The 24,250-nt window shown below is 71.6% G+C and carries 19 protein-coding genes and 2 pseudogenes; 7 read left to right on the top strand and 14 right to left on the bottom strand.

The window, feature by feature from the left end:
• Positions 1–37: 37 nt before the first annotated feature.
• Positions 38–1,012 carry an FAD-dependent oxidoreductase gene (locus ACQEV8_RS37435; protein ID WP_432969770.1) on the top strand — a complete coding sequence of 325 codons (975 nt, stop codon included), beginning with the start codon at positions 38–40 and terminating at the stop codon, positions 1,010–1,012.
• Between the two features lie 268 nt (positions 1,013–1,280).
• On the opposite strand, the gene ACQEV8_RS37430 is transcribed toward ACQEV8_RS37435, so the two are convergent.
• The 3 genes from ACQEV8_RS37430 to ACQEV8_RS37420 all read right to left on the bottom strand — a co-directional run bounded on the left by ACQEV8_RS37430 (position 1,281) and on the right by ACQEV8_RS37420 (position 6,316).
• Entirely contained in the window at positions 1,281–3,005 is a 1,725-nt protein-coding gene (locus ACQEV8_RS37430; protein WP_432969767.1) for a BCCT family transporter, read from the bottom strand.
• 81 nt (positions 3,006–3,086) lie between these two features.
• Complete coding sequence (locus ACQEV8_RS37425) at positions 3,087–4,364, bottom strand: M14 family metallopeptidase (protein WP_432969764.1); 1,278 nt, start codon at positions 4,362–4,364, stop codon at positions 3,087–3,089.
• Positions 4,361–6,316, bottom strand: coding sequence for a Xaa-Pro dipeptidyl-peptidase (locus ACQEV8_RS37420; RefSeq protein ID WP_432969761.1), 1,956 nt, complete (start codon positions 6,314–6,316; stop codon positions 4,361–4,363). The genes ACQEV8_RS37425 and ACQEV8_RS37420 overlap by 4 nt, the downstream gene beginning before the upstream one ends.
• A gap of 200 nt (positions 6,317–6,516) precedes the next feature.
• On the opposite strand from ACQEV8_RS37420, the gene ACQEV8_RS37415 reads away from it, so the two are divergent.
• Both ACQEV8_RS37415 and ACQEV8_RS37410 read left to right on the top strand, forming a co-directional pair.
• Complete coding sequence (locus tag ACQEV8_RS37415) at positions 6,517–8,040, top strand: M1 family metallopeptidase (protein ID WP_432969758.1); 1,524 nt, start codon at positions 6,517–6,519, stop codon at positions 8,038–8,040.
• 96 nt (positions 8,041–8,136) lie between these two features.
• Positions 8,137–9,021 (top strand): arginase family protein, encoded by an 885-nt coding sequence (locus ACQEV8_RS37410; RefSeq protein ID WP_432969755.1) that lies wholly within the window; start codon positions 8,137–8,139, stop codon positions 9,019–9,021.
• 63 nt (positions 9,022–9,084) lie between these two features.
• Here ACQEV8_RS37410 and ACQEV8_RS37405 read toward each other — a convergent pair.
• Both ACQEV8_RS37405 and ACQEV8_RS37400 read right to left on the bottom strand, forming a co-directional pair.
• Positions 9,085–9,296: pseudogene (locus tag ACQEV8_RS37405) on the bottom strand (Appr-1-p processing protein); the annotation flags it as partial.
• 42 nt (positions 9,297–9,338) lie between these two features.
• On the bottom strand, positions 9,339–10,805 hold the full coding sequence (locus ACQEV8_RS37400) for an amino acid permease (protein ID WP_432969751.1): 1,467 nt from the start codon (positions 10,803–10,805) through the stop codon (positions 9,339–9,341).
• A 220-nt stretch (positions 10,806–11,025) separates the two neighbouring features.
• Between ACQEV8_RS37400 and ACQEV8_RS37395 the strand changes: the two genes are divergently transcribed.
• A complete protein-coding gene (locus ACQEV8_RS37395; protein ID WP_432969748.1) occupies positions 11,026–11,754 on the top strand; it encodes a MerR family transcriptional regulator in 729 nt (242 codons plus the stop codon).
• Here the strand turns inward: ACQEV8_RS37395 and ACQEV8_RS37390 are convergent.
• From ACQEV8_RS37390 to ACQEV8_RS37375, 4 genes are all read right to left on the bottom strand, one after another.
• Positions 11,740–13,926, bottom strand: a complete 2,187-nt coding sequence (locus tag ACQEV8_RS37390) for a 3-hydroxyacyl-CoA dehydrogenase NAD-binding domain-containing protein (protein WP_432969745.1) — start codon at positions 13,924–13,926, stop codon at positions 11,740–11,742. The genes ACQEV8_RS37395 and ACQEV8_RS37390 overlap by 15 nt on opposite strands.
• 34 nt (positions 13,927–13,960) lie before the next feature.
• A complete protein-coding gene (locus ACQEV8_RS37385) occupies positions 13,961–15,175 on the bottom strand; it encodes an acetyl-CoA C-acetyltransferase (RefSeq protein WP_432969742.1) in 1,215 nt (404 codons plus the stop codon).
• Between the two features lie 11 nt (positions 15,176–15,186).
• Positions 15,187–16,332, bottom strand: a complete 1,146-nt coding sequence (locus ACQEV8_RS37380) for a CaiB/BaiF CoA transferase family protein (RefSeq protein WP_432969739.1) — start codon at positions 16,330–16,332, stop codon at positions 15,187–15,189.
• 114 nt (positions 16,333–16,446) lie between these two features.
• Complete coding sequence (locus tag ACQEV8_RS37375; RefSeq protein WP_432969736.1) at positions 16,447–16,824, bottom strand: MmcQ/YjbR family DNA-binding protein; 378 nt, start codon at positions 16,822–16,824, stop codon at positions 16,447–16,449.
• A gap of 92 nt (positions 16,825–16,916) precedes the next feature.
• Here ACQEV8_RS37375 and ACQEV8_RS37370 point away from each other — a divergent pair, with 92 nt between their 5' ends.
• Positions 16,917–18,095, top strand: a complete 1,179-nt coding sequence (locus tag ACQEV8_RS37370) for a saccharopine dehydrogenase family protein (protein WP_432969733.1) — start codon at positions 16,917–16,919, stop codon at positions 18,093–18,095.
• A 22-nt stretch (positions 18,096–18,117) separates the two neighbouring features.
• Here ACQEV8_RS37370 and mmpA read toward each other — a convergent pair whose 3' ends face one another.
• The 4 genes from mmpA to ACQEV8_RS37350 all read right to left on the bottom strand — a co-directional run bounded on the left by mmpA (position 18,118) and on the right by ACQEV8_RS37350 (position 20,630).
• Positions 18,118–18,264 (bottom strand): morphogenic membrane protein MmpA, encoded by a 147-nt coding sequence (gene mmpA / locus ACQEV8_RS37365; RefSeq protein WP_382588851.1) that lies wholly within the window; start codon positions 18,262–18,264, stop codon positions 18,118–18,120.
• A gap of 102 nt (positions 18,265–18,366) precedes the next feature.
• Positions 18,367–19,059, bottom strand: a complete 693-nt coding sequence (locus tag ACQEV8_RS37360) for an endonuclease V (RefSeq protein ID WP_432969730.1) — start codon at positions 19,057–19,059, stop codon at positions 18,367–18,369.
• A 73-nt stretch (positions 19,060–19,132) separates the two neighbouring features.
• Positions 19,133–19,456, bottom strand: a complete 324-nt coding sequence (locus ACQEV8_RS37355) for a plasmid stabilization protein (protein WP_432969727.1) — start codon at positions 19,454–19,456, stop codon at positions 19,133–19,135.
• A gap of 70 nt (positions 19,457–19,526) precedes the next feature.
• Entirely contained in the window at positions 19,527–20,630 is a 1,104-nt protein-coding gene (locus ACQEV8_RS37350; RefSeq protein WP_432969724.1) for a WD40/YVTN/BNR-like repeat-containing protein, read from the bottom strand.
• Positions 20,631–20,876: 246 nt separating this feature from the next.
• Here ACQEV8_RS37350 and ACQEV8_RS37345 point away from each other — a divergent pair, with 246 nt between their 5' ends.
• Positions 20,877–21,293 (top strand): SsgA family sporulation/cell division regulator, encoded by a 417-nt coding sequence (locus ACQEV8_RS37345; RefSeq protein ID WP_184588159.1) that lies wholly within the window; start codon positions 20,877–20,879, stop codon positions 21,291–21,293.
• A gap of 377 nt (positions 21,294–21,670) precedes the next feature.
• On the opposite strand, the pseudogene ACQEV8_RS37340 reads toward ACQEV8_RS37345, so the two are convergent.
• Positions 21,671–22,323 (bottom strand): annotated as a pseudogene (locus tag ACQEV8_RS37340) (GOLPH3/VPS74 family protein).
• A 292-nt stretch (positions 22,324–22,615) separates the two neighbouring features.
• On the opposite strand from ACQEV8_RS37340, the gene ACQEV8_RS37335 reads away from it, so the two are divergent.
• Positions 22,616–24,241, top strand: a complete 1,626-nt coding sequence (locus tag ACQEV8_RS37335; protein ID WP_432969720.1) for an ABC-F family ATP-binding cassette domain-containing protein — start codon at positions 22,616–22,618, stop codon at positions 24,239–24,241.
• Positions 24,242–24,250: the final 9 nt, after the last annotated feature.

Genomic DNA, 24,250 nt, shown 5'->3' with positions numbered 1-24,250 from the left:
GTGAGCACGGCATGACATATTCCGCTACGGTCCCGGGATGGCGGGCGAGCGAAGTGACGAGATCGTGGTGGTCGGTGGCGGGGTCGTCGGGCTGACGACCGCGGTGGTGCTGGCCGAACGCGGGCTGCGGGTGCGGGTGTGGACACGGGATGCCGTCGAGGCGACCACCTCAGCGGTGGCGGGGGCGCTGTGGTGGCCGTACCGGATCGAGCCGGTCGGGCTCGCGCGTGAGTGGGCGCTGCGGTCGCTGGACGTGTACGAGGAGCTTGCGGCGCGGTCCGGACAGACCGGCGTACGCATGGTCGAAGGGGTACTGGGCGAGACCCGCCTCGACGAGGTCGGCGGGTGGCTGGCGGGGCGGGTGCCGGGGCTGCGGCCGGCCACGGCCGGTGAGTACACGGGGACGGGCGTCCGGGCACGGTTGCCGCTGATCGACATGCCGGCTCATCTGCCGTGGCTGCGGGAGCGGTTCGTGGCGGCCGGCGGGGTGGTCGAGGCTCGTACGGTGTCCTCGTTCGCGGAGGCCGAAGCGCCGGTCGTGGTCAACTGCACGGGGCTGGGGGCGCGGGAGCTGGTGCCGGATCCGTCCGTGCGGCCCGTACGCGGGCAACTGGTGGTCGTGGAGAACCCCGGGATCGACACGTGGCTCGTCTCCGCCGACGCGGCCGGGGACTACGCCTACCTGTTTCCGCAGCCAGGCGGGCTCGTCCTCGGCGGTACGGCGGAGGAGGACGCGTGGTCGCCGGAGCCCGACCCCGCGACGGCCGAGGCCATCGTCCGCCGCTGCGCGGCGCTGCGGCCGGAGATCACCGGCGCACCCGTCCTGGAACACCGGGTCGGACTCCGCCCGACCCGCCCCGCGGTCCGCCTGGAACGCGACGCCCTGCCGGACGGCCGGCTCCTGGTGCACAACTACGGCCACGGCGGCGCGGGCGTCACGGTGGCATGGGGGTGCGCGGAGGAGGCGGCGCGGCTGGTGTGCGACGGAGGCGAGGGGGCACCGCGCGGCTGACCGCCCCGGCCGGTGCAAGGGGCGGACGCCGCCGGGCGAAGGCAGCCGGGCCGCTCGGCCCGGATCGCCCCGCACCAGCCGCACCAGCCGCACCAGCCGCACCAGCCGCCAGAGTCACGCGCCGGCGGCTGGCCCCGGCGCCGTGGAGCCCGAAGCACCCCGGCCGAACACGCCCTGGCCGCGAAAAGCCGGATGCCCCCGGCCCGAGGCATCGGAGCTGTCAGGCTCCGACGCCCCTGGCGGGGGCATCCGGCAGGGGTCGCCCGGGTCAGTGCTTGCCGATGGGGTCGCCCTCGACGTCCGGGCCGCGGCCCGGGCCGACACGGAACTCGAAGTCGCCGTCGTACTTCTTGTGGCCTTCCATGACGGCCATCTCGACGGCCTCGGAACCCATCTGCTCACGCACCATCACCGGGTCACGGCGCAGGTCCCGCATGAGGGCGATACACATCAAGGTCATCACGACGACGAACGGCGCCGCCGCGAGGATGGTGAGGTTCTGCAGACCTGTCAGCGCGTCGCCCGAGCCGCTGCCGACGAGCAGCATGATCGCGGCCACCGCACCGGTGACGACGCCCCAGAACACCACCACCAGGCGGCCGGGTTCGAGCGCGCCCTTCTGCGAGAGCGTGCCCATGACGATCGACGCGGCGTCGGCACCGGAGACGAAGAAGATACCGACGAGGACCATCACCAGCAGGCTCGTGGCGGTGGCGACGGGGAACTGCTGCAGCACGTCGAAGAGCTGGCCCTCGGGAGTCGCCTCCTTGCCGAGCTTGCTCTCCTCCTGCAACTTCATCGCCGAGCCGCCGAAGATCGCGAACCAGATCAGGCTGACCGTGCTGGGCACGAGGATGACACCGCCGATGAACTGCCGGATGGTCCGGCCCCGGCTGATGCGGGCGATGAACATGCCGACGAACGGCGTCCAGGAGATCCACCACGCCCAGTAGAAGACGGTCCAGCTGCCCAGCCAGTCCGCGACGCCCTCCCCGCCGCTGGCCTCCGTGCGGCCGGCCAGCTGGGGCAGATCGCCGAGGTAGGCGAAGACCGACGTCGGCAGCAGGTCGAGGACGATGATGGTCGGGCCCGCCACGAACACGAACAGGGCGAGGACCAGCGCCAGCACCATGTTGGTGTTGGACAGCCACTGGATGCCCTTCTCCACACCGGAGATCGCGGACGCGACGAAGGCCAGGGTCAGCACCGCGATGATCGCGACGAGCAGTCCGGTGCTGACCTTGTCCATCCAGCCCAGCTCCTGCACTCCGGAGCCGATCTGCAGCGCGCCGAGCCCCAGGGAGGCGGCGGAGCCGAAGATGGTCGCGACGATCGCGAGGATGTCGATGACGCGGCCGGCGGTCCCGTTGGCGTGCTTCTTGCCGATGAGCGGGGTGAAGACGGCGCTGATGGTCTGGCGGCGCCGCCTGCGGAAGGTGCTGTAGGCGATGGCGAGGCCCACCACGGCGTAGATCGCCCAGGGGTGGAGCGTCCAGTGGAACAGGGTGGTGGCCATGGCCGTCTCCATGCGTTCGCCGGAGTCAGCCGGATTCGTGCCGGGCGGGGCCGTCGAGTAGTGCGACAGCGGCTCGCTCACGCCGTAGAACATCAGGCCGATGCCCATGCCCGCGCTGAACATCATCGCGACCCAGGACACCGTGCGGAACTCGGGCTCCTCACCCTCCGCGCCGAGGTGGATACGGCCGTAACGGCTGGCCGCGATCCAGAGGGCGAACACGACGAAGCCGGAGGCGGCGAGCATGAACGCCCAGCCACCGTTGTGCATCAGCCCGCTGAGCATGCTGGTGGAGACGGATTCGAGCGAGTCGGTCGCCGTGGCGCCCCAGATCACGAAGGCGAGGGTGAGCGCCGCCGTGACACCGAAGACGATCCGGTCGGTCTGAGGCCTCTCCTGACCGGGGAGACCCGCTTCCGAACCCGGCAGCGCGCCTCCCCCATGGGGATCGCTCTCGATTGGTCGGTCGTGTGTCACAGGCGGCACCTTTCATTGAACATAGGAGGAAGGTAAATCCTCCGTAACGCCCCTACCACGTGTGGCGCAATTACACCCTTCTCAACATTGCGTTTCGGACTCGGAATCCGTCAGGTGGTACGTGGCTCGCTTGTCGAGCAGCAGCGGGACGAGCGCCCGCAGGGGCTGGCGCAGGGGTACCAGCACACCCTCGGCGTCCCGTCGTACGCGCACACCGTGCAGCGCGAGTTCGTCGCCGACCTCGGCGTACTGCGCGGCGGTGAGCCGGTAGCCGCAGGGCGGGTTCTGGATCACCTCGGCGGGTTCGGGCGCGTCGTTGTCGGCGCCGCCGACGTAGACCGGGCCGGTGGCCGCCCAGCCGGCGAGCCGGGCCTTGACCGTGGTGGCCTCGATGCGGCCCCGCCGCTGCTCTGTGTATCCGAACAGGCCCTTGAGCGCGTCCAGTTGGGAGGTGACCCGGCGCCGGTTGTTCAGCGCCTCGTCCGCCTTCTCCGCTTCGGTGAGCGGGTCGACCCGGCTCTCGATGAGCAGTCCGACCGCATGCTTCACACCGGACATATTGCGCAGAATGCGCTCCTGCCCGTCTCCGGCGACCTGTTTGACCGGCTCGCCGGTTTCGGGGTCGGTCCAGATGCCGTAGGTGCCGGTCGAGTGGCCGGCCCGCTGCGCCGCGGGGCGGACGTAGGCCTCGGAGAGGGTCTTCGCCTCGTCGTGGACCGCGTCGTGGGTGTTGAGGTTGCGCGGCCACAGGTCGAAGAGCGCTTTGTCGTAGTACTGGGGTGTTGCTCCGTATTCGTGCAAGTCGTAGATGATGTCGGGGCGCTGGTCACGGATGAGTGCGGCCAGGGCGCGGCCCTCGGCGGTCTTGAGGGCCAGGTGGTCGCGGTTGATGTCGACGCCGTCGCTGTTGCCGCGCGTGTTCGCGGCCCGGCCGTCGGGGTTGGCGGTGGGCACGACGAGGACGGTGGTGCGGTCCAGGAAGCGCCGGGTGCGGCTGTCGCGGGCGTGGGCGAGATCCCGGACGGTGGTCAGACAGGCTTCGCGGCCGGAGGGTTCGTCGCCGTGCTGGCTGCACACGAGGAGCACCTTGTTCGGGCTCGGCCGGGTGCCGATCTTGACGAGCTGGAGCGGGCGGTTCTGCTTCGTCGTACCGAAGCGGGTCATGGAGACCCGGCTGCTCGACCGGTCGACGGCCTTCAGGAAGTCCTGCTCCTCGGGCTGGGTGGTCCAGCGGGCGCCGTCGGTCCGCTCGAAGCCGGTGCGCGGCGGGGAGCCGGTCGCCGTGGCCGCCTGGGCGGGGACGGCGACCAGGGATGCGGCGAGGGCGGCGGTCAGGGTCAGGGCACGGACGCGGTTCACTGGGTTCCCTCCGGGACGCGGTGGGTGGTGCGCGGTTCCCGTACGCCGTCCAGGAGCGCGGCGACGGGCGTGGTGAGCGCGGCACCCGCGGTGGCGCGGGCGAAGGCGGCGGGTCCGCCGACGAACGGCACGTCGGCCGAGGTGCGGGACAGGTCGAGCGAGAGCTTCGGCGTGTCGGCGGGAGGGTCGATGAGGCCCTTGTCGGTGCCCGCGACGATCAGCGCCAGACGGTGCCCCTTCGGGACGACGTGGTCGGTCGCCGCCAGGTCGAGGGTGATCGTGTAGCGCTTGCCCGGGGTGAGCGGGGAGCCCTTGTCGTCCGAGGCGTGGTTGCCGAGGTCGGCCCAGCCGCGGCTGACGACCGTGTAGTCGACGTCGGCGGTCTTGGCCTTCGCCTCCTTGAAGCAGGAGCTGTCGCCGGCGGTGCTCGCGCCCCAGCAGGTGCGGTTCGTGAGGGTGGTGATGCCTTCGCCGGCGTCGGCGTAGTCGCGGATGGTGTCGGGGCCGATGTCCACGAGGACGGCGGAGAGGTGGGCCGTCGGGGTGGAGGGCCTCGCGGTGACGGTGACCTCGGAGGAGCCGGACAGACGCAGGTCGCGGGTGAGCGGGCCGGTGGCGAACCCGGCCTTCTCCGGCGTCGGCTTGTCGATCCGGGCGGCCCAGTCGGTCTCGCTCAGTGCCGGGTCGTCGGTGAGGGTCTCGGTGCCGTGGCCGCGGTGCAGGCCGAGGGTGCCGACGCCGGCCTGGGTGCCCCGGTCGGGACGCAGAGTCGTGGCGCGGGTGCCGGTCGGCGGCCAGATCTTGGAGGTGCTCCACTGGTCAGGACGGCGTTCGATGTCCGCCATGGGCTCGCGGTCGATGCCGTTGTCGTAGCCCATGAGTTCGTGGTCGAACCAGCGGTGCAGGGTGTCGACCCAGGTGGCGCGGCGGAAGTCGAAGGGGTCGACGTGGCCGGTCTGGGAGAGCCAGATCTTGCGCTCGACGCCGTGCTTCGCGAGGGCGTCCCACCACTGGCCGACGTGCTTCAGGCGCACGTTGAGGTCCTGCATGCCATGGATCAGGAAGACGCTGGCCCTGACCTTCCTCGCGTCCTTCACGTAGTCGCGCTCGGTCCACAGCGGGGTCCGGTCGCCGGTGCGCGGGGCCCCGTCGACGAGTTTCTGCTGCACGGCACCGCACTTCTCACGGGCGTCGGGGCTGTTGACGTAGTCGGACAGCCACTCGGGGCCGGAGTCGTAGAGCGGGGCGCCCTGCTGGAAGTAGTAGTCGTACCAGGAGGAGATGGCGCTGATCGGGACGATGGTCTTCAGGCCCTTGACGCCGGTGGCGGCGACGCCGTTGGCGATGGTGCCGTCCCAGCTCTTGCCGATCATGCCGGTGCGGCCGTTGGTCCAGGCGGCCTTGGCGCGGGTGGTGCCGGTGCGGGTCGTGTAGGCCTTGGCGCGGCCGTTCAGCCAGTCGACGACGGCCTTGGCCGACTGGATGTCGGAGCGGCCGCCGACGTCGTCGCAGCCGTCGGAGCGGTTGGTTCCGGCCAGGTCGACGCCGACGAAGGCGTAGCCGCGGGGCACGAAGTAGTTGTCGTAGTACAGCGGCATCTGGACGACGTCGCCGTTCGCGTCGTACGTCTTCTTCTGGCTCTCGTTGCCGCGCCCGCAGCAGGAGTAGTACGGGCTGGCGTCCATGATGACGGGGACCTTGCGGCCCTGCCGGGCGGGTTCGCGGGGGCGGACGATGTCGACGGCGACCCGGTCGGCCTTTCCGTCGCTGTCGCCGTCGAGTCCGGTGTCCACCCAGACGGCCTCGCGGATGGCCTTGTCGTACGAGTAGACGGGTTCGCTCCCGCGCGGGGCGGCCTGCGCCGCGGCCGGGGTGAGCAGGGTGGCCAAGAGGGCGGCCGTGGCCGCCGTCGCGAGCGGTCTCCAGGTCGTGAAGCGCGTGCGTTTCGGCATGCGCCGGACGCTACATCGGTGAACTCCTGTTCAGAAGAGGGCAGCTGACGGACCGGCGTGTCCGGGAGGGGCCCGAGGGGCGGGTGCCTCATGTCGGCCGAATGGCGATCGTGTGACAGCAGGGGCCATGGACATGACTAGTGACACAGGGAGTCAATAGGCTCCGTACAGACTTCGGGACCTACGACTTGGAGCCTTGCGTGCACCGCAGAATCATCGCGCCGGGAGCCCTGGCAGCGGCCGTTCTCCTGCTGGCGATCCCGGCGTCGGCCGCGCCCCACTCCCCCGGCGCGCCGGGCATCGGTGACCCCTATTACCCGGCCTACGGGAACGGCGGATACGACGTCTCCCACTACGACCTGAGGCTGAAGTACCAGCCGGCCACGGACGAACTGGAGGGCACGGCGACCCTCGTGGCCCGCACCACGCAGGAGCTGTCGAGCTTCAACCTGGACTTCCTGCTGGACGTCGGCGAGGTACGCGTCAACGGCGCGAAGGCCTCCTTCGCGACGTCGGGCGAGCACGAACTGGAGATCACGCCGAAGACGCCTCTGGCCAAGGGCGCGGCCGTCACGGTCGTCGTGCGCTACCGCGGGGTGCCGTCGACGAAGCAGGCCTACGGCTTCACCAGCTGGCACCGCACTGCGGACGGCGGAGTCGCCGCGAACGAGCCCGAGGCGGCGGCGTGGTGGTTCCCCGGCAACGACCATCCGCTCGACAAGGCCACCTACGACGTGTCCGTACTGGTTCCGGACGGTACGCAGGCCATCTCCAACGGCACGCTCCAGTCGACGAGTTCACGGCTCGGCTGGACCCGTTGGAACTGGCGCTCGAACAAGCCGCAGGCCACGTACCTCGCCACGCTCGCGGTCGGCAGGTTCGACATCACGACGGGCACGACCGAGAGCGGTATCCCGGTCCTCAACGCCTACAGCAAGGACCTGGGCGACCACGCCGGCGCGGCACGGGCGAGCATCGAACGGACCGGGGAGATCGCGGACTGGCTGTCCGGGTACTTCGGGCCGTACCCCTACAACGCGCTCGGCGGCTACGTACCGAACACCACCACGGGGTACGCGCTGGAGACGCAGACCCGGCCGTACTACAGCCCGCGGCAGTTCGCGAACGGGTCGAACGTGTCCCTCGTCGTCCATGAGATCGCCCACCAGTGGTACGGGGACGACGTGTCCCTCAAGGGCTGGAAGGACATCTGGATCAACGAGGGGTTCGCGCGATACGCGCAGTGGCTGTGGTCCGAGCACGAGGGCGAGGGGACTGCGCAGGAACTCGCCGATTACGTGTACGCCTCGCATCCGGCGGACGACTCGTTCTGGACGGTGAAGCCCGGGGACCCGGGGCCGGAGAACCAGTTCGACGCGGCGGTCTACGACCGGGGCGCGCTGGCCGTCCAGGCGCTGCGCGACGAGATCGGCGACGAGGCGTTCTTCGCGATCCTCAAGGGCTGGCCGCAGAAGTACGCCCATGGCAACGCGTCGGTCGCCGACTTCCGGCGCTACGCCGAGGAGGTGTCCGGGAAGCCCCTGACCGCGCTCTTCGACACGTGGCTGTTCCAGGCGTCCAAGCCGACGGCACCGGCGGCGCGGGCCGCGTCCGTCGCCAAGGCGGCCGGGGCGGTTACGCAGCCGAGGTCGTGGAAGAAGATCGCCGCGACCGACGGGGTGCACGAACACGGGGAGCACGGGAACAGCGGGCACGTGCGCTGACGCGCCTCCTCCCGCACGGCGGTCTACGGTGGGCCCATGCGCGTCCGGCGTATGGGCCCGGGCGGCACGTCGGCCGGCGGGTGAAGGGAGCCGGGCGTGCGGGATGTGGCGATCATCGAGGCACCGTCCGTGCTGGGGCTGCGGCCCACCGGGGTCGAGGGGCTGCCGGAGGCTCTGCTCGGGGCCGGGCTGGCCGAGGGGCTGGGCGCGGTGCGGGCGGGCCGGGTGGAACCGCCCGCGTACGACCCGGTGCGGGATGCGGACACGGGGGTGCTCAACCCGGACGGCATCGCCGGGTACTCCATCGCGTTGGCCGACGCCGTCGGCGGTGTCCTCGTCGTCGGCCGGTTCCCGGTGGTGCTGGGCGGCGACTGCAGCGTGCTCCTCGGCAACCTGCTCGCGCTGCGCCGCCGGGACCGGCACGGGCTGCTCTTCCTCGACGGGCACACCGACTTCTACCAGCCGTCGGCGGAACCCGCCGGTGAGGCGGCCTCCATGGAACTCGCCCTGGCCACCGGGCGCGGCCCACGCGTCCTGACCGACCTGGAGGGCAGGGGTCCCCTGGTACGGGACGAGGACGTCGTCGCGCTGGGGTTCCGGGACACGGAGGAATCCACGGCGTACGGGATGCAGCCGCTGCCGCCCGCGCTGCACACGATGGACCTGGACGCCGTGCGCACCCTCGGGGCGGCCGAATCGGCCCGCCGGGCGGTCGGCCTGCTGACGGGCGACGGCACGGGTGCCGGCTACTGGATCCACCTCGACGTCGACGTACTGGACGACGCGCTCATGCCCGCCGTCGACTACCGACTGCCGGGCGGCCTGACCTGGCAGGAACTGGAGGCCGTCCTGCGCACGGTCCTGTCCGGTGGAGCCGTGGGCCTGGATGTCGCGATCTTCAACCCCCGACTGGATCCGGACGGGTCGATCGCGCGCCGTCTCACGGAGTGCCTGGTGCGGAGCTTCGACGGACAAGGCTGAGCCGGTCCGAGGCGTGCCGCCTCAGTCCCCGTGGTCGTACGCCGTCACCGGTATCCCCTGTGGCACGCACTGCACCGCGCCCAGCCCGAAGTCGTTCGCCGCGCGCCTCCGGTGCCAGGCCCGGTAGGCCCGCTCCGGCTCGGGCCGGCGGCGCGACATCGCCACCACCAAGCCCTTGCCCCAGCCCCCGATGTCGTTGCAGACATGGGCGATGACCGTGACGCCCTTCACCGACGGAACGGTGGCGTCACCCCGGAATGCCTGATCCCCGACATGACGCCACCGTAGACGGGGCCACTGACAGCGGCCCCGGCCCGCTACTTCGTGAACTGTGACAGCTCCTGGTCGGCCGTCGCGGACACCCTGCGGCGGACGCCGAACCAGCCCGCGACCAGCATGGCCGCGATCACGGGGACGAGGAGGAGGGTCTTGCGGCCGACTTCGGGGTCGTTCCACATCATGCCGAGGCAGGCCAGCAGGAAGACGATCGTGGTGATCTCCGCGAACGGGCTGCCGGGGAGGCGGAAGGAGGGGCGGTCGACCAGGCCCGCCTCGGCACGGCGGACGAAGACCAGGTGGCAGATCATGATGATCACCCAGGTGCTGATGATGCCGAGGGAGGCGACGTTCAGCACGATCTCGAAGGCCTGGGCCGGCACCAGGTAGTTCAGGCCGACGCCGAGCACACACACCGCGCAGGTCAGCAGGATGCCGCCGTAGGGGACCTGGCTGCGGTTCATACGGGCCGTGAACTTCGGGGCCGAGCCCGCCATCGCCATCGAGCGGAGGATGCGGCCCGTGGAGTACAGGCCGGAGTTGAGGGAGGACATCGCCGCCGTGAGGACCACCAGGTTCATCACGTCGCCCGCCGCGGGGACGCCGATCTTCGACAGGACCGTGACGAAGGGGCTCTGGTCGCCCGAGTAGGCCGAACCGGGCAGGAGCAGTGCCAGCAGGACGACCGAGCCGACGTAGAAGAGACCGACCCGCCACATGATCGAGTTCACCGCGCGCGGGACGACCTTCTCCGGCTCGGCGGTCTCACCCGCGGCGACACCGACCAGTTCCAGCGCGGCGTACGCGAAGATCACGCCCTGCATGACCAGGACGACGGGCATCATGCCGTTCGGGAAGACGCCGCCGTTCTCCGTGATCACGCTCATGCCCGGCGTCTGGCCGCCCACCTTGTGCTGCGTGGCGAGCAGGAAGATGCCGATGAACATGAAGCCGACGAGCGTGGCGACCTTGATGATCGAGAACCAGAACTCCATCTCGCCGAAGATCTTCACCGAGATCAGGTTCACGGCCAGCACGACCGCGAGGGCGGCCAGCGCGAGCACCCACTGCGGGATGTCGGTGAACAGGCTCCAGTAGTGCGTGTAGAGCGCGATCGCGGTGATGTCGGCGATGCCGGTGGTCGACCAGTTCAGGAAGTACATCCAGCCGGCGACGTAGGCGCCCTTCTCCCCGAGGAACTCGCGCGCGTACGACACGAAGGAGCCCGAGGAGGGGCGGTAGAGCACGAGCTCGCCGAGGGCCTTCACGACGAAGAAGGCGAAGATGCCGCACACCAGGTAGGCGATCGCCAGCGCCGGGCCCGCGCTGTTCAGCCGCCCGCCGGCGCCCAGGAAGAGTCCGGTGCCGATCGCGCCGCCGATGGCGATCATGTTGACGTGGCGGGCCTTGAGGTCCTTGCTGTAGCCGGCGTCCCCCGCGTCCGCGGGCACCTGGGCCGCGTCGCTGGGGGATGCGGCTGCTGCCGTGTTCACGGCGTCCTTGCTCACGGTGGATCCACTTCTCTGGTGCGCCCGAGCGGGTCACGCTCGGCTTTCCGGACGTACATAAGGTCTGCGCCCTCTGTAAGGGCACAGACCGAGGGGCCACCTTCCCCGACTGTGCGCGGCTCACGCGGTGGCATACGTCACAGAGCGCCACTTCTCACACCGCTGTCACATCCGCGGCGGGAGGTTTCACAGCACTGGTGAGACAGCGATACTGCTCCACATGACGACCGACACCGAGGAGCCGACCCTCACGATCGACGAGCTGGCCGCCCGGGCCGGTGTCACGGTGCGCACGGTCCGCTTCTACGGCACGAAGGGGCTGCTGCCGCCGCCGGTGCTCGGCCCCCGGCGGGTGGGTCACTACGGGCGGGAGCACCTGGCCCGGCTGGCGCTGATCGAGGAGTTGCAGCGGCAGGGCATGACGCTGTCGGGCATCGAGCGCTATCTGCGGCAGCTGCCCCCGGATCTGAGCCCGCACGACCTAGCCATCCACCGGGCGGTGGTGGCCTCCTGGGCGCCGGACACCGTCGAGACGGTCACGGGGAAGGAACTGGAGCGACGGGCCGGGCGGCCGCTCGGAGCCGCGGACATCGAGCGACTGGTAGCGATGGGCGTGGTCAGGCCCGGGGACGACGGGTACGAGGCCGACCTCGGTCTGCTCCGGCTGGGCGTCGGGCTGCTGGACGTGCCGCTCTCCCAGGAGGCGATCTTCGCGGCGCGCACGGTTCTCATCGAACACGCGCGCGCCGCGGCCCATGAACTCTCCCAGCTCTTCCGGGGCGAGGTGGCGGAGCGTGACGCCCGGGACGTGCGGTCCCTGTCGGCGCACATGCACCCCCTGGTGGTGCAGGCGCTCCTCACGGCCTTTCAGCGTTCACTGAAGGAAGAGCTGGGAGAGTGGCTCACGGAGCCTTCGGCAGAGCCCTCAGGGGAGTCAGCCCCGGGCTGAGTCGCTGAACCGCTCCCCCTTCTCCGCCTTGTCCACCAGCAGCGCGGGCGGTGCGAACCGGTCGCCGTAGCGCTCGGCGAGTTCACGCGCGCGTGCCACGAAGCCGGGCAGGCCGCCCTCGTAGCCGTTGATGTACTGGAGCACGCCGCCGGTCCAGCCCGGGAAGCCGATGCCGAAGATGGAGCCGATGTTGGCGTCGGCGACCGAGGTCAGCACGCCCTCCTCCAGCAGCCGGACGGTGTCCAGCGCTTCGGAGAAGAGCATGCGCTCCTTCATGTCCTCGAACGGGATCTGATGGCCGGGCTCCGTGTAGTGCTCGCGCAGCCCGGGCCACAGCCCGGCGCGCTTGCCGTCGTCGCCGTAGTCGTAGAACCCGGCGCCGCCGCTGCGGCCCGTGCGGCCGAACTCGTCGACCATGCGGTCGATGACGGCCTCGGCGGGGTGGGCCGTCCAGGTGCCGCCCGCCTCCTCCACGGCGCGCTTCGTCTCGCCCCGGATCTTGCGGGGCAGCGTCAGCGTCAGCTCGTCCATCAGGGACAGCACCTTGGCCGGGTAGCCGGCCTGGGCGGCGGCCTGCTCGACCGACGCGGGCTCGATGCCCTCGCCGACCATGGCGACGCCCTCGTTGATGAAGTGCCCGATGACCCGGGAGGTGAAGAAGCCGCGCGAGTCGTTGACGACGATCGGGGTCTTGTTGATCTGCCGGACCAGGTCGAAGGCGCGGGCCAGGGTCTCCTCGCCCGTGCGCCCGCCCTTGATGATCTCGACGAGCGGCATCTTGTCGACGGGCGAGAAGAAGTGCAGCCCGATGAAGTCGGTCTGGCGCTCGACGCCCTCGGCGAGTGCGGTGATGGGGAGGGTGGAGGTGTTGGAGCACAGCAGCGCGTCGGGCGCGACGACGTTCTCGATCTCCTGGAACACCTTGTGCTTGAGGGAGGTGTCCTCGAAGACGGCCTCGATGACGGCGTCACAGCCGGCCAGGTCCTGCGCCTCGGCGGTGGGCGTGATGCGGGCGAGCAGCGCGTCCGCCTTCTCCTGGGTCGTGCGGCCCTTGGCGACGGCCTTGGCGCACAGCTTCTCGGAGTAGTTCCTGCCCTTGAGGGCCGCCTCCAGGGAGACGTCCTTCAGGACGACGTCGATGCCGGCGCGGGCACAGGAGTAGGCGATGCCCGCGCCCATCATGCCGGCGCCGAGGACGGCGGCCTTGCGGACCTTGCGGGGCTCGACGCCCCCCGGGCGGTTGGCGCCGGAGTTGACGGCCTGGAGGTCGAAGAAGAAGGCCTGGATCATGTTCTTCGATGTCTGCCCGGCCGCGAGGTCCACGAAGTAGCGGGCCTCGATGACCTGGGCGGTCTCGAAGTCGACCTGGGAGCCCTCGACCGCGGCGGCGAGGATGTTGCGCGGCGCCGGGTAGGGGGCGCCGCCGGTCTGCTTGCGCAGGTTCGCCGGGAAGGCGGGCAGGTTCGCGGCGAACTTGGGGTTGGCGGGCGTGCCGCCCGGGATCCGGTAGCCCGGCTTGTCCCAGGGCTGCTGCGACTCCGGGTTGGCGTCGATGAAGGCGCGGGCCTTGGCGAGGAGTTCCTCCTGGGTCTCGGCGACCTCGTCGACGAGTCCGTTCTCCTGGGCGCGGCGGGGGCTGTACTGGGTGCCCTGGAGGAGGACCTTCAGCAGGGCGTCGGCGATGCCGAGCAGCCGGACGGTGCGGACGACGCCGCCGCCTCCGGGAAGCAGGCCGAGGGTGACCTCGGGGCAGCCGATCTTCGAGCCGGGCGCGTCGAGGGCGACGCGGTGGTGGCAGGCCAGGGCGATCTCGTAGCCGCCGCCGAGGGCCGCGCCGTTGAGCGCGGCGACGACCGGCTTGCCGAGGGTCTCGATGCGGCGCAGGTTCCGCTTGATCGCCATGCCGCCGTCGAACAGCTCCTGGGCCGTCTCGGGGGTGACGCGGATCAGGTCGCGCAGGTCGCCGCCGGCGAAGAAGGTCTTCTTGGCGGAGGTGATGATGACGCCCCGGATGGAGTCCTGCTCGGCCTCCAGGCGGTCGGTGACGGCGGCGAGCGAGTCGCGGAACGCCTGGTTCATGGTGTTCGCGGACTGGTTCGGGTCGTCGATGACGAGGGTGACGAGGCCGGTGCGGTCCTGTTCCCAGCGGATGGTGGTGGATTCAGTGCTCATGTGGAGGTGCTCCGTGTGATCCGTCGGGAGGGGGTCAGATGCGCTCGACGATGGTGGCGACGCCCATGCCGCCGCCGACGCACAGCGTGGCGAGGCCGTAGCGCTTGTCCTTGCGCTCCAGTTCGTCGACGAGCGTGCCGAGGATCATCGCGCCGGTCGCGCCGAGGGGGTGGCCGAGGGCGATCGCGCCGCCGTTGACGTTGACCTTGTCCAGGGACAGGCCCATGTCCCGCGCGTAGCGCAGGACGACCGCCGCGAACGCCTCGTTGATCTCGACGAGGTCGATGTCGTCGATGGTCAGCCCGGCTTTGGCGAGGGCCTTGCGGGTGGCCGGGGCGGGGCCGGTGAGCATGATGGTGGGCTCGGAGCCGGAGACGGCGGCGGAGACGATCCGGGCGCGGGGGGTGAGGCCGTAGCGCTCGCCGACCTCCTTGGAGCCGATCGCGACGAGTGATGCGCCGTCCACGATGCCGGAGGAGTTGCCCGCGTGGTGGACGTGGTCGATCTTCTCCACCCAGTGGTACTGCTGGAGGGCCACCGCGTCGAAGCCGCCGAGTTCGCCGATGTCCGCGAAGGACGGCTTCAGCTTGGCGAGGGAGTCGGCGGTGGTGCCGGGGCGCGGGAACTCGTCGTGGTCGAGGACGACGAGGCCGCTGCGGTCCTTCACCGGGACGACGGACCTCTCGAAGCGGCCGTCCTTCATGGCGGTGGCGGCCCGCTCCTGGGAGAGGGCCGCGTACTCGTCGACGTCCCGCCGGGAGAAGCCCTCGATGGTGGCGATGAGGTCGGCGCCGATGCCCTGCGGTACGAAGTTCACGTCGAGGTTGGTCATCGGGTCGTTGAACCAGGCGCCGCCGTCGGAGGCCATCGGCACCCGGGACATCGACTCCACACCGCCCGCGAGGACGAGGTCCTCCCAGCCCGAACGCACCTTGGCCGCGGCCAGGTTGACGGCCTCGAGGCCCGAGGCACAGAAGCGGTTCTCCTGCACACCGGCCACCGTGTCGGGCAGGCCCGCGGCGATGGCGGCGATCCGGGCGATGTCCGAGCCCTGGTCGCCGACCGGGCCGACGACGCCGAGCACGATGTCGTCGACGGCGGCCGGGTCGAGGTCCGGGAAGCGGGCCCGGATCTCGTGGATGAGTCCGACGACCAGGTCGATGGGCTTGGTGCCGTGCAGGGAGCCGTTGGCCTTGCCGCGCCCGCGCGGGGTGCGGATCGCGTCGTACACGTACGCTTCGGTGCTCACGAGGGGGCCTTTCACTGAGGGTTGCGGGACGAGACGAGCAGCCCGGGGAGGTCCCAGTCCCGGGCGACCTCCGCCGTGTCGGCGCCCGGCCGCGCCGGGCCGGTGCGGACGGAGGTCGGGGTCGCGGAGAAACGCGGGGCCGGGGCGGGCTGGGTGATGCCGCCGTGGTCGGTGAAGGTGCCGCGGGCGGCGAGATGCGGGTGGTGCGGGGCCTCGCGCAGGGACAGGACGGGCGCCACGCACGCGTCGGAGCCCTCGAAGACGGCCGTCCACTCGTCCCTCGTCCGGGTCTTGAAGCGGACCGCGATCTGTTCGCGCAGTTCGCCCCACCGGGTGACGTCCTTGCGGGCCGCGGCCTGGTCCTCGATGCCGAGGAGGGTCAGGAACTCCTCGTAGAACCGCGGCTCCAGCGCGCCGACAGCCATGTGCCGGCCGTCGGCCGTCTCGTACGTCCCGTAGTAGGGGCAGCCGCCGTCCAGGAGGTTGGCGCCACGGCGGTCCTGCCAGCCGCCGGCGGCGAGCATGCCGTGGATCATGGTGGCGAGGTGGGCGGTGCCGTCGACGATGGCGGCGTCGACGACCTGGCCGGTGCCGGTCGCGCGCGCGTGGTTCAGCGCGGCGAGGACGCCGACGACGAGGTACAGGGAGCCGCCCGCGTAGTCGCCGAGCAGGTTCGCCGGAACGGCCGGCGGCTCGTCCGGCCGGCCGATCATGCCGAGCGTGCCGGTGGGGGCGATGTACGCGATGTCGTGCCCGGCGCGCTCGGCGAGCGGGCCGTCCTGGCCCCAGCCGGTCATCCGGCCGTAGACGAGGCGCGGGTTGCGGGCGTGGCAGGCCTCGGGGCCGACGCCCAGGCGCTCGGCGACACCGGGGCGGTAGCCCTCGACCAGGATGTCGGCGCGTGCGGCGAGGTCGAGCACCCGGCCGGGGCCGTCCGGGGACTTCAGGTCGACGACCACCGAGCGCTTGTTGCGGTTGGTGACGTCGTACGCCGGGTCGATGGCGAGTCCGGGGCCGCCGGGGCGGTCCACGCGCACGACGTCGGCCCCGAGGTCGGCCAGGAGCATGGCGGCGAACGGGCCGGGCCCGATGCCCGCCAGCTCGACGACGCGCACGCCGGTCAGCGGGCCGTGTCCTGGCGTCCTTGCCGTGGTCATCCAGCCCCCAGTGCTGTGACACATCTGATGTAACACCAGTGATGCTAAGAACGCGTTCCGATCGGCACAAGACCTGAAGAGAGCAAGCGCTTAGTAATCTGCCCGACGGAGTCACTACCCGTCCAGTTCCGCTATCAGCCGTTTCGGCGCGATCACCCGATAGCTCTCCTCCACCCAGTCGCAGAGCACCGGCGCGGCCGGGGCGTGCGGCTGCTCCAGAGGGATGCTCACCCAGCCGGCCTTGCCCAGGCCGTAACCGGCGGGCTCTGCGCCGGGGCTGGACAGGGCATGGGCGTGGGCCGTCTCGTCCTTGAGCTTCACCGTCACCCCCAGGGGGTAACTGCCGTCCTGGACGCCGAGGAAGACGAACACCTTCTTGTTGACCTTCGCGACGGACTCGCCCCAGGGGAACTCCTCGACGGCACCCGGCAGCCCCAGCGCGAACTCGCGCACCTTCTCCCACTTCTTCAGGGCATTCCTGGGCACGGCCATCGTCGTTCCTCCGGGCTCGTCGTCGGGCTCCGCACCCCTCACGCTAGCCTCGGCCACCGACAGCGGCACGGGCTGCGCGACCGAGGGGTGTCATGAGCAGGCTGAACAGGACGGACCGTCCCTACGACATCGTGCTCTTCGGAGCCACCAGTTTCGCCGGAGCGCTCACCGCGGAGTATCTTGCCGCGCACGCACCGGACGGGCTGCGCTGGGCGATCGCGGGCCGCAGCGCGCAGAAGCTGGAGCGGCTGCGCGAGCGGCTGCCGGACGACGTGGAGGTGGGGGTGCTGCGGGCGGACGTCTCCGACCCGGCGTCGCTGCGCTCCCTGGCCGAGCAGGCGCGCGTGGTGGCCACGACGGTCGGCCCGTACGTGACGTACGGCGAGGAGCTGGTCGCCGCCTGCGCGGACACCGGGACGGACTACCTCGACCTGTGTGGCGAGCCGGAGTTCGTGGACCTGATGTACGTCCGGCACGACGCACGCGCGCGGGAGACCGGGGCACGGCTGGTGCACGCCGCCGGCTTCGACTCGATCCCGCACGATCTGGGCGTGTACTTCACCGTGCGGCAGCTGCCCGAGGACGTGCCGCTGACCGTGGACGGTTTCGTGACCGCCGACGCGGCCTTCTCGGGCGGGACCTTCAACTCGGCCCTGAACCAGTTCGCCCGGCAGCGGGAGATGGCGGCGGCCGTGCGGGACCGGCGGCGGCACGAGCCGCGGCTGGTGGGACGACGGGTCTCCGCGCCGACGGGTACGCCGCGGTTCGCCAAGGAGGTCGGCGCCTGGGCGCTGCCGATGCCGACCATCGACCCGCAGATCGTGCGGCGGTCGGCGGCGGCCCTCGACCGGTACGGCCCCGACTTCCGCTACCGGCAGTACGCGGCCGTCCGGCACCTGCCCGTCGCGGTGGGCGGGGTCGCGGCCGTCGGCGCGCTGGTCGCAGCGGCCCAGGTGTCGCCCGCGCGGCGCTGGTTGTCGGAACGGCTCAAGCCCGGGGACGGGCCGAGCCCCGAGAAGCGGGCGAAGAGCTGGTTCTCCCTGCGCTTCGTGGGCGAGGGCGGCGGCCGGCGGGTGTACACGGAGGTCTCGGGCGGCGACCCGGGGTACGACGAGACGGCGAAGATGCTCGCCGAGTCGGCGCTGTGCCTGGCCTTCGACGACCTGCCGAAGACGGCGGGTCAGGTCACCACGGCGGCGGCGATGGGTGACGCGCTGATCGACCGGCTGCGCGCGGCGGGCATCCGCTTCCGCGTCGCGTCGGCCCGCTGAGGGGACACCGGGGGGCTCCGCCTCACATCGGCCACTCGGCGATGGTGTAGATCATCCCGGCGATCCAGGCGAGCCCCGCCAGCACGGCCAGCACGAGCCCGATGGTGACGGCACGCTCGACCGTCTGGGTCGGTGCGGCAACAGGCTTGGGAGCGCGGTGCGTTGTCATGCGCCCCAGCCTGCCGCCCGGCGCCGCGGCCGGGCATCCGTGCAGGTACTCAGAGCCGGTACTCAGATCACACCGGTCGGCTCCTGGGTCGGCGGTGTCCGGTCAGGTCGGGCAGGTCTCCCGCAGGGCCTCGCGGCAGAGGGCGTCCGCTCTGCGGGTGGTTTCCGGGAGGCGGTACCCGGGGGTCAGCGCGAGGGTGTGGGCGCAGGCACCGTCGAGCGTCACGCGGTGGCCGACCGAGACGAAGACCGGCTTGACGGCGTCCCGGGTGCGCAGGGCGCGGCCGACCTCCTCGGACCCGGCGAGCAGCGCGGAGCTGCTGCCGCGCGGGGTGTCCGGGTCGGCGTAGGCGAAGGTGAACGGGTTCTTGGCGACGCCGATGGTGGGGAGGCCGGTCAGGACGCCGAGGTGGCTGGCGAGACCGAAGCGGCGGGGGTGGGCGAGGCCGTAGCCGTCGCAGACCACCAGGCCCGGCGGGAGCGGCAGGGCGTCGAGGGCGGCCAGGACCGTGGGGATCTCTCGGAAGGCGAGCAGTCCGGGCACGTAGGGGAAGGAGACGCGGCCCACCGCCGTGGCCTGGGCGACGACCTCGAGACTCGACGCGTCCAGGACGACCGCCGCCGCCGCGACGACGTCGCGTTCGTCGTCGTAGGCCACGTCGACCCCTGTGACATGGCCCGTGCCGGGCGGCGGTCCGGGTTCGTCGAGGATCACGCGCTCGCGCAGTTCGTCCTGGACGGCGCGGGCCTGTTCCTCGGTCGCGGGCCAGTCTTCGGGGATGCGTGCGGTCGTCATGGTGGGCCCGAGCCTACGGGCAGTGCGAAGGCCGGCGGGACCAGGGAGTCCTGCCGGCCTCGGGGCGCGCGCCTCACTTGCCCAGGGCGCGCTGCAACTGGCTCTTGTTCATGTTCGAGCGGCCCTCGACACCCTTGCGCTTGGCCTCCTGGTACAGCTGGTCGTAGGTGGGGCCCTGGGAGCCCTGCCCCGACCGCCGGCCGCCGCGCTTGCCGGAGGACATGTCCTTCGTGGAGGTGCGGCTGGCGGTCTTCGCCTCGCCGGAGCGGGCGCGTTCCTTGTTCACCGTCCGCGCGGCGATCTCCTTGGCGCGGCCGGTGCTCTCGCCCCGGTCCTGCGCACTGTCCTTGATGTGCTCGTACTGACGCTCCCGTTTGGAGCTCGAACCGCGTGGCATCACCGCTCACTTCCTTCCACGACCAGTGAACGAGTACCCACGTTGCCAACGATCAGGGCCATGCGCCTGCTCAGTGCTCCAGACGGGCAACCCGGCCCTTCTCACCGGCGGCCCAGCACCCTCGGTCGGGGGTGCAGTCGACGGTGTCGTAGGAACCGGTGTCGACCGTCCGCCAGGTGCGGCCGCCGTCCGCGGTGAGGTCGGTGCCGGTGGGGCCGACGGCGAGGGCGGCGGTGCGGCTGTGCGGGAGCCAGGCGACGCCGGAGCGGTAGGCGGGCGGTGGTGTGGTGGCGGGGCGCCAGGTGCGGCCGCCGTCGGGGGTGCGCTCGGCGGCCTGCGGAGAGGGCTGGTCGGGGCGGAAGTCACCGCCGACGGCGAGGCCGTGGCGGCGGTCGCGGAAGGCCAGCGCGAAGACCCCGCGGGCCGGGTCGCCCGCCGGGAGGGCCGTGTCCGTGGCCGTCCAGGTGTGACCTCGGTCGGCGGAGTGCAGCACCCGCGCGCGTGCGGCCCCGCCGGTGGCGAGCCAGACGTCCTTCGGCCCGAAGGTGACCAGACACTGGCCGCTCGCCGCGAATCCGGCCTCGCCCTCCTGCGCGGCCGGCATGCCCGCGTCCGGCAGCACCTTCCAGGTACGGCCGCCGTCACCGGTCGACAGGATGCGGAACCTCCCGTCCACCGGGTCGCTCATCGCGAGGCCGTGGCGGGGGTCGAAGAAGGCGAGGCAGTCGTAGAAGGCCTTCGGGTCGGTGTTGCGGAAGGACTCCGTCCAGGTCGCGCCGCCGTCGTCGGTGCGGTACACCCGGGACGCCTCGCCCTCGCCGATGGCCAGGACCACGGCCCGGCGCGCGTCGAACGCCTCGACGTCCCGGAACTGCAAGTCCGCCGCGCCCGGGGGCGAGACGTTCCGCCAGGTCGCCCCGCCGTCGGTGGTGCGCAGGACGGTGCCGCCGGTCCCGGCGGCCCAGGCGGTGTTCCGGCTGACGGCGGCGAGACCGCGGAACCGCACGTCAGGGGTGCCGGTGTCCTTCAGCTCCCAGTGCGGCACCCGGGGTTCCGGCCCGTGCGCCTGCGCCGGTACGGCGGTCAGGGCCGCCAGTGCCGCCGCGCATGCCGCCGCGGCGGTGGCCCTGCGCGGTGTTCGTCCCGTCCGTCGCGTGCTCCCCAAGCGCCTCATGGCCGGGGAAGCTAGCCCACCGCCCGGGCGCCGTCCAGACGGCCTCGCAGGCGCGGCGGGTGTTCCGGCGGGCGCCACAAGTGCCCGCCCTGGCACATGAGGAGAGTCACGTCACTCTGGTGCATGAACGCGGTGACGGAGGTCACTCGCACTTCGTGTGCACGGATTGGCTGAATCCGGCGTCTCTTCCAATGCCCGGCCTCATCCGGCCGGAAGTCCGTCCAGCCGTCGCAAGGGAGCAAGGCGTTGTCCATCGTCATCGAGCAGCCCGTGGAGGCCCGTCTCGTCGCCGCCGCGCCGCGAATGCCGAGCATTCCCGCGACGCTCCACTACGACCGGCGTGATCCGTTCGCCGTCCGCATGACCTTCCCCGCCCCGGCCACGCTGGAGGGCGTCGAGGTCTGCTGGACCTTCTCCCGCGAGCTGCTCGCCGCGGGCCTGAAGGAGGCCGAGGGACACGGCGACGTGCGGGTGCGGCCGTACGGGTACGACCGCACCGTGCTGGAGTTCCACGCTCCGGAGGGCACCGCCGTCGTGCATGTCCGCTCCAGTGAGGTGCGCCGGTTCCTGGAGGCCACGAGCGAGCTCGTGCCCGTCGGTCTCGAGCACCTCCAGCTGGATCTGGACCACGGTCTGGCGGAGCTGATGCGGGACGCGTGCTGAGCTGACGTCCCCGCGGCAGCGGGTCGTCGACCTCGCCGCAGTCCAGAGCGTCCGCGAGTGGCCCGCATGTCCCCGTATCCAGCAGCTCCCGCGCGGCCCGGCGGACCAGGGCGTGGGCGGCCTGGGCCAGGCCCGAGCCCACACTGACACGAGCCACTCCCAGCGCGGCCATTTCGGCGACCGGCGGGGCGCCCGGGCCTGCCGTGACGGACGAACAGCGCCCCCCCGGGCGGCCAGAACCGCTCGGACGGTGTCGGTCCCAGCCTCCTCGACCAGCCGGGCGCTCACGGCGTCCCAAGCGTTGGGCAGGACCAGCGGGGTCCCGGGGATGTACGGGGCGGGGGCCGTGGCCGGCAGGAATCCGGCATGAACGTGGGTCAGGTCCGGGCGGGCGCCATCGACTCCTCCGGCACCGCCCCACGCACTTCGCGCATGATCTTCCCCAGCCCGGGCGCCACCGCCCCGGCGCGTTCGGTCAGCTCCTCGGCCCGCTGCCCATGGGCACGGACGTCCTTCCCGGGCAGCAGGTCCGCCGCGGCGGCGAGGGCGACGAGCGCCGCGTCCCGCTCGGACGTCTCGGCGACGGGCAGGGGCCCTGGAGGACCCGCCGTGTCTCGTCCCGCAGCGCGTCCACGGCGGCGGCGCGCTCCAGCACGTACTCGACGGACGGGAACACGCCGAGGACCCGCTTCTTCTCCGCCCGCAGATACCCCCCGGCCACGAGCTGCTCCCGTACGGCGTCGAGGGTCACCCGGGCCCGCAGTGTCACCCACGTCCGCCAGGAGTGCGGGCACGACTCGTGGACCAGTTCCAGCAGCCCGTCGAGGACCGCGTCACCGGCGCGCGCGTCGAGGTCGACCGGCGTGGCGATGCCGTCCTCGTCGGTGAGCAGGCCGCGCTGGGCCAGTTCGGTGAGGGCACCGGCCCGCACCAGACCGGCCAGGCGGCCGGCGCCGGCGGCCGGCGGACGCGCGGAGTCCCAGGCCAGCAGGCAGAGCCGGGCCGGAAGCGAGAGCGGGCCGTCGGTCACGGGGCCTCCTCGGGGTGCTCGGGCCGCACGTTAATTCGTTGACAGGCCTGACGACCCCTCGTAGGTTGTTCAGCGTCCTGTTGCCGCCGATTGGAGAAGGACGTTGCTCGTCTGAGGTCCTGAGACACCGCGTCACACACCTGGAGTGTGTGCGTTGCGTGCGACCTCGGCGACTGAGCCGTCCTCCGGTACAGGGCTTTTCTCATGCCCGTGGACTCCCTCCTCCCTGGTCGCAGGTGTCTCGATACGCGTTTGCCCCTGACCGCATCAAGCAACCGCGAAAGAGGCCCGCATGCCTACTTCCATCACCGTCACGTCCCTCTCCTTCACCTGGCCCGACGGCTCCCCCGTCTTCGAGGGCATGGACGTCGCGTTCGGCCCGGGCCGCACCGGTCTGGTCGGTGTCAACGGGTCGGGAAAGTCCACCCTGCTGAAGCTGATCGCCGGTGAGCTCGCACCGGCCGACGGCGCCGTCCGCGTGGCCGGAGAGGTCGGCTACCTCCCGCAGAACGTCACGCTCGACACCACCCTGCGCGTCGACCAGGCACTCGGCATCGCCGCACAGCGGGCCGCACTGCACGCAATCGAGGCGGGCGACGTGGCCGAGACACACTTCGAGACCGTCGGAGACGACTGGGACGTGGAGGAGCGCGCCCTGGCCACCCTGGGCGAACTCGGGCTCGGGCACGTCGATTTGGACCGCACCATCGGCGAGGTCTCGGGCGGCGAGTCGGTTCTGCTGCGGCTGGCCGCGCTGCTGCTGCGCCGGCCCGATGTGCTGCTGCTGGACGAGCCGACCAACAACCTCGACCTGTACGCGCGCAGGCGGCTGTACGCGGCCGTCCAGTCCTGGCCGGGCGTGATGGTCGTGGTCAGCCACGACCGTGAACTCCTGGACCTCGTCGACCAGATCGCGGATCTGCGCTCCGGCGAGATCACGTGGTACGGCGGCAACTTCTCCGACTACGAGGAGGCCCTCGCGGTGGAGCAGGAGGCGGCCGAGCGCATGGTGCGTGTGGCCGAGTCCGACTTCCGCAAGCAGAAGCGCGAACTGGCCGACGCCCAGGTGAAGCTGGCTCGCCGCAAGCGGTACGGGCAGAAGATGTTCGAGCAGAAGCGCGAGCCGAAGATCGTCATGGGGGCGCGCAAGCGCGCGGCGCAGGAGTCCGCGGGCAAGCACCGCATCATGCACGAGGAGAAGCTCGCCGAGGCCAGGGAGCGGCTCGACGAGGCGGTGGAGGCCGTACGGGACGACGACGAGATCCGCGTCGACCTGCCGTACACGGCCGTTCCGCCGGGCCGTACGGTCCTCACCCTCCAGGATCTCGGGCTCCGCTACGGCGCCCGTGTGGAGGGCGGCTTCGAGCTGCGCGGCCCCGAGCGGGTCGCGCTGATCGGGCGCAACGGCTCGGGCAAGACCACGCTGCTGCGCACGATCACCGGCGAGCTGGATCCGGAGTCGGGCGACGTACGGACGCATGTCCCGCTGCGGTTCCTGCCGCAGCGGCTCGACGTTCTCGACGGGGAGCTGACCGTCGCGGAGAACGTGGCCCGGTTCGCGCCGGACGCCACCAACAACCGGATCCGGGCGCGGCTGGCCCGCTTCCTGTTCCGGGGCGCCCGGGCCGACCAGCAGGCGGCGACGCTGTCCGGCGGCGAACGCTTCCGGGCCGCGCTGGCCGCGCTGATGCTGGCGGAGCCCGCGCCGCAGCTGCTCATGCTCGACGAGCCGACCAACAACCTCGACATGGCGAGCGCGCGGCAGCTGACCACGGCCCTGGACTCCTACGAGGGGGCGCTGATCGTGGCCAGCCACGACCTGCCGTTCCTGGAGTCGATCGACATCACGCGCTGGCTGCTGCTGGAGGACGGAGAACTGAAGGAAATCACGCCAGAGGCTGTCGGGTATTCCGCCTAGCGTCGGCGG

This window comes from Streptomyces sp. CA-179760, assembly GCF_050937045.1.
Classification (GTDB): domain Bacteria; phylum Actinomycetota; class Actinomycetes; order Streptomycetales; family Streptomycetaceae; genus Streptomyces.
Note: the sequence above shows the minus strand (reverse complement) of the source record. Positions and strands in the feature narration are given on the sequence as shown.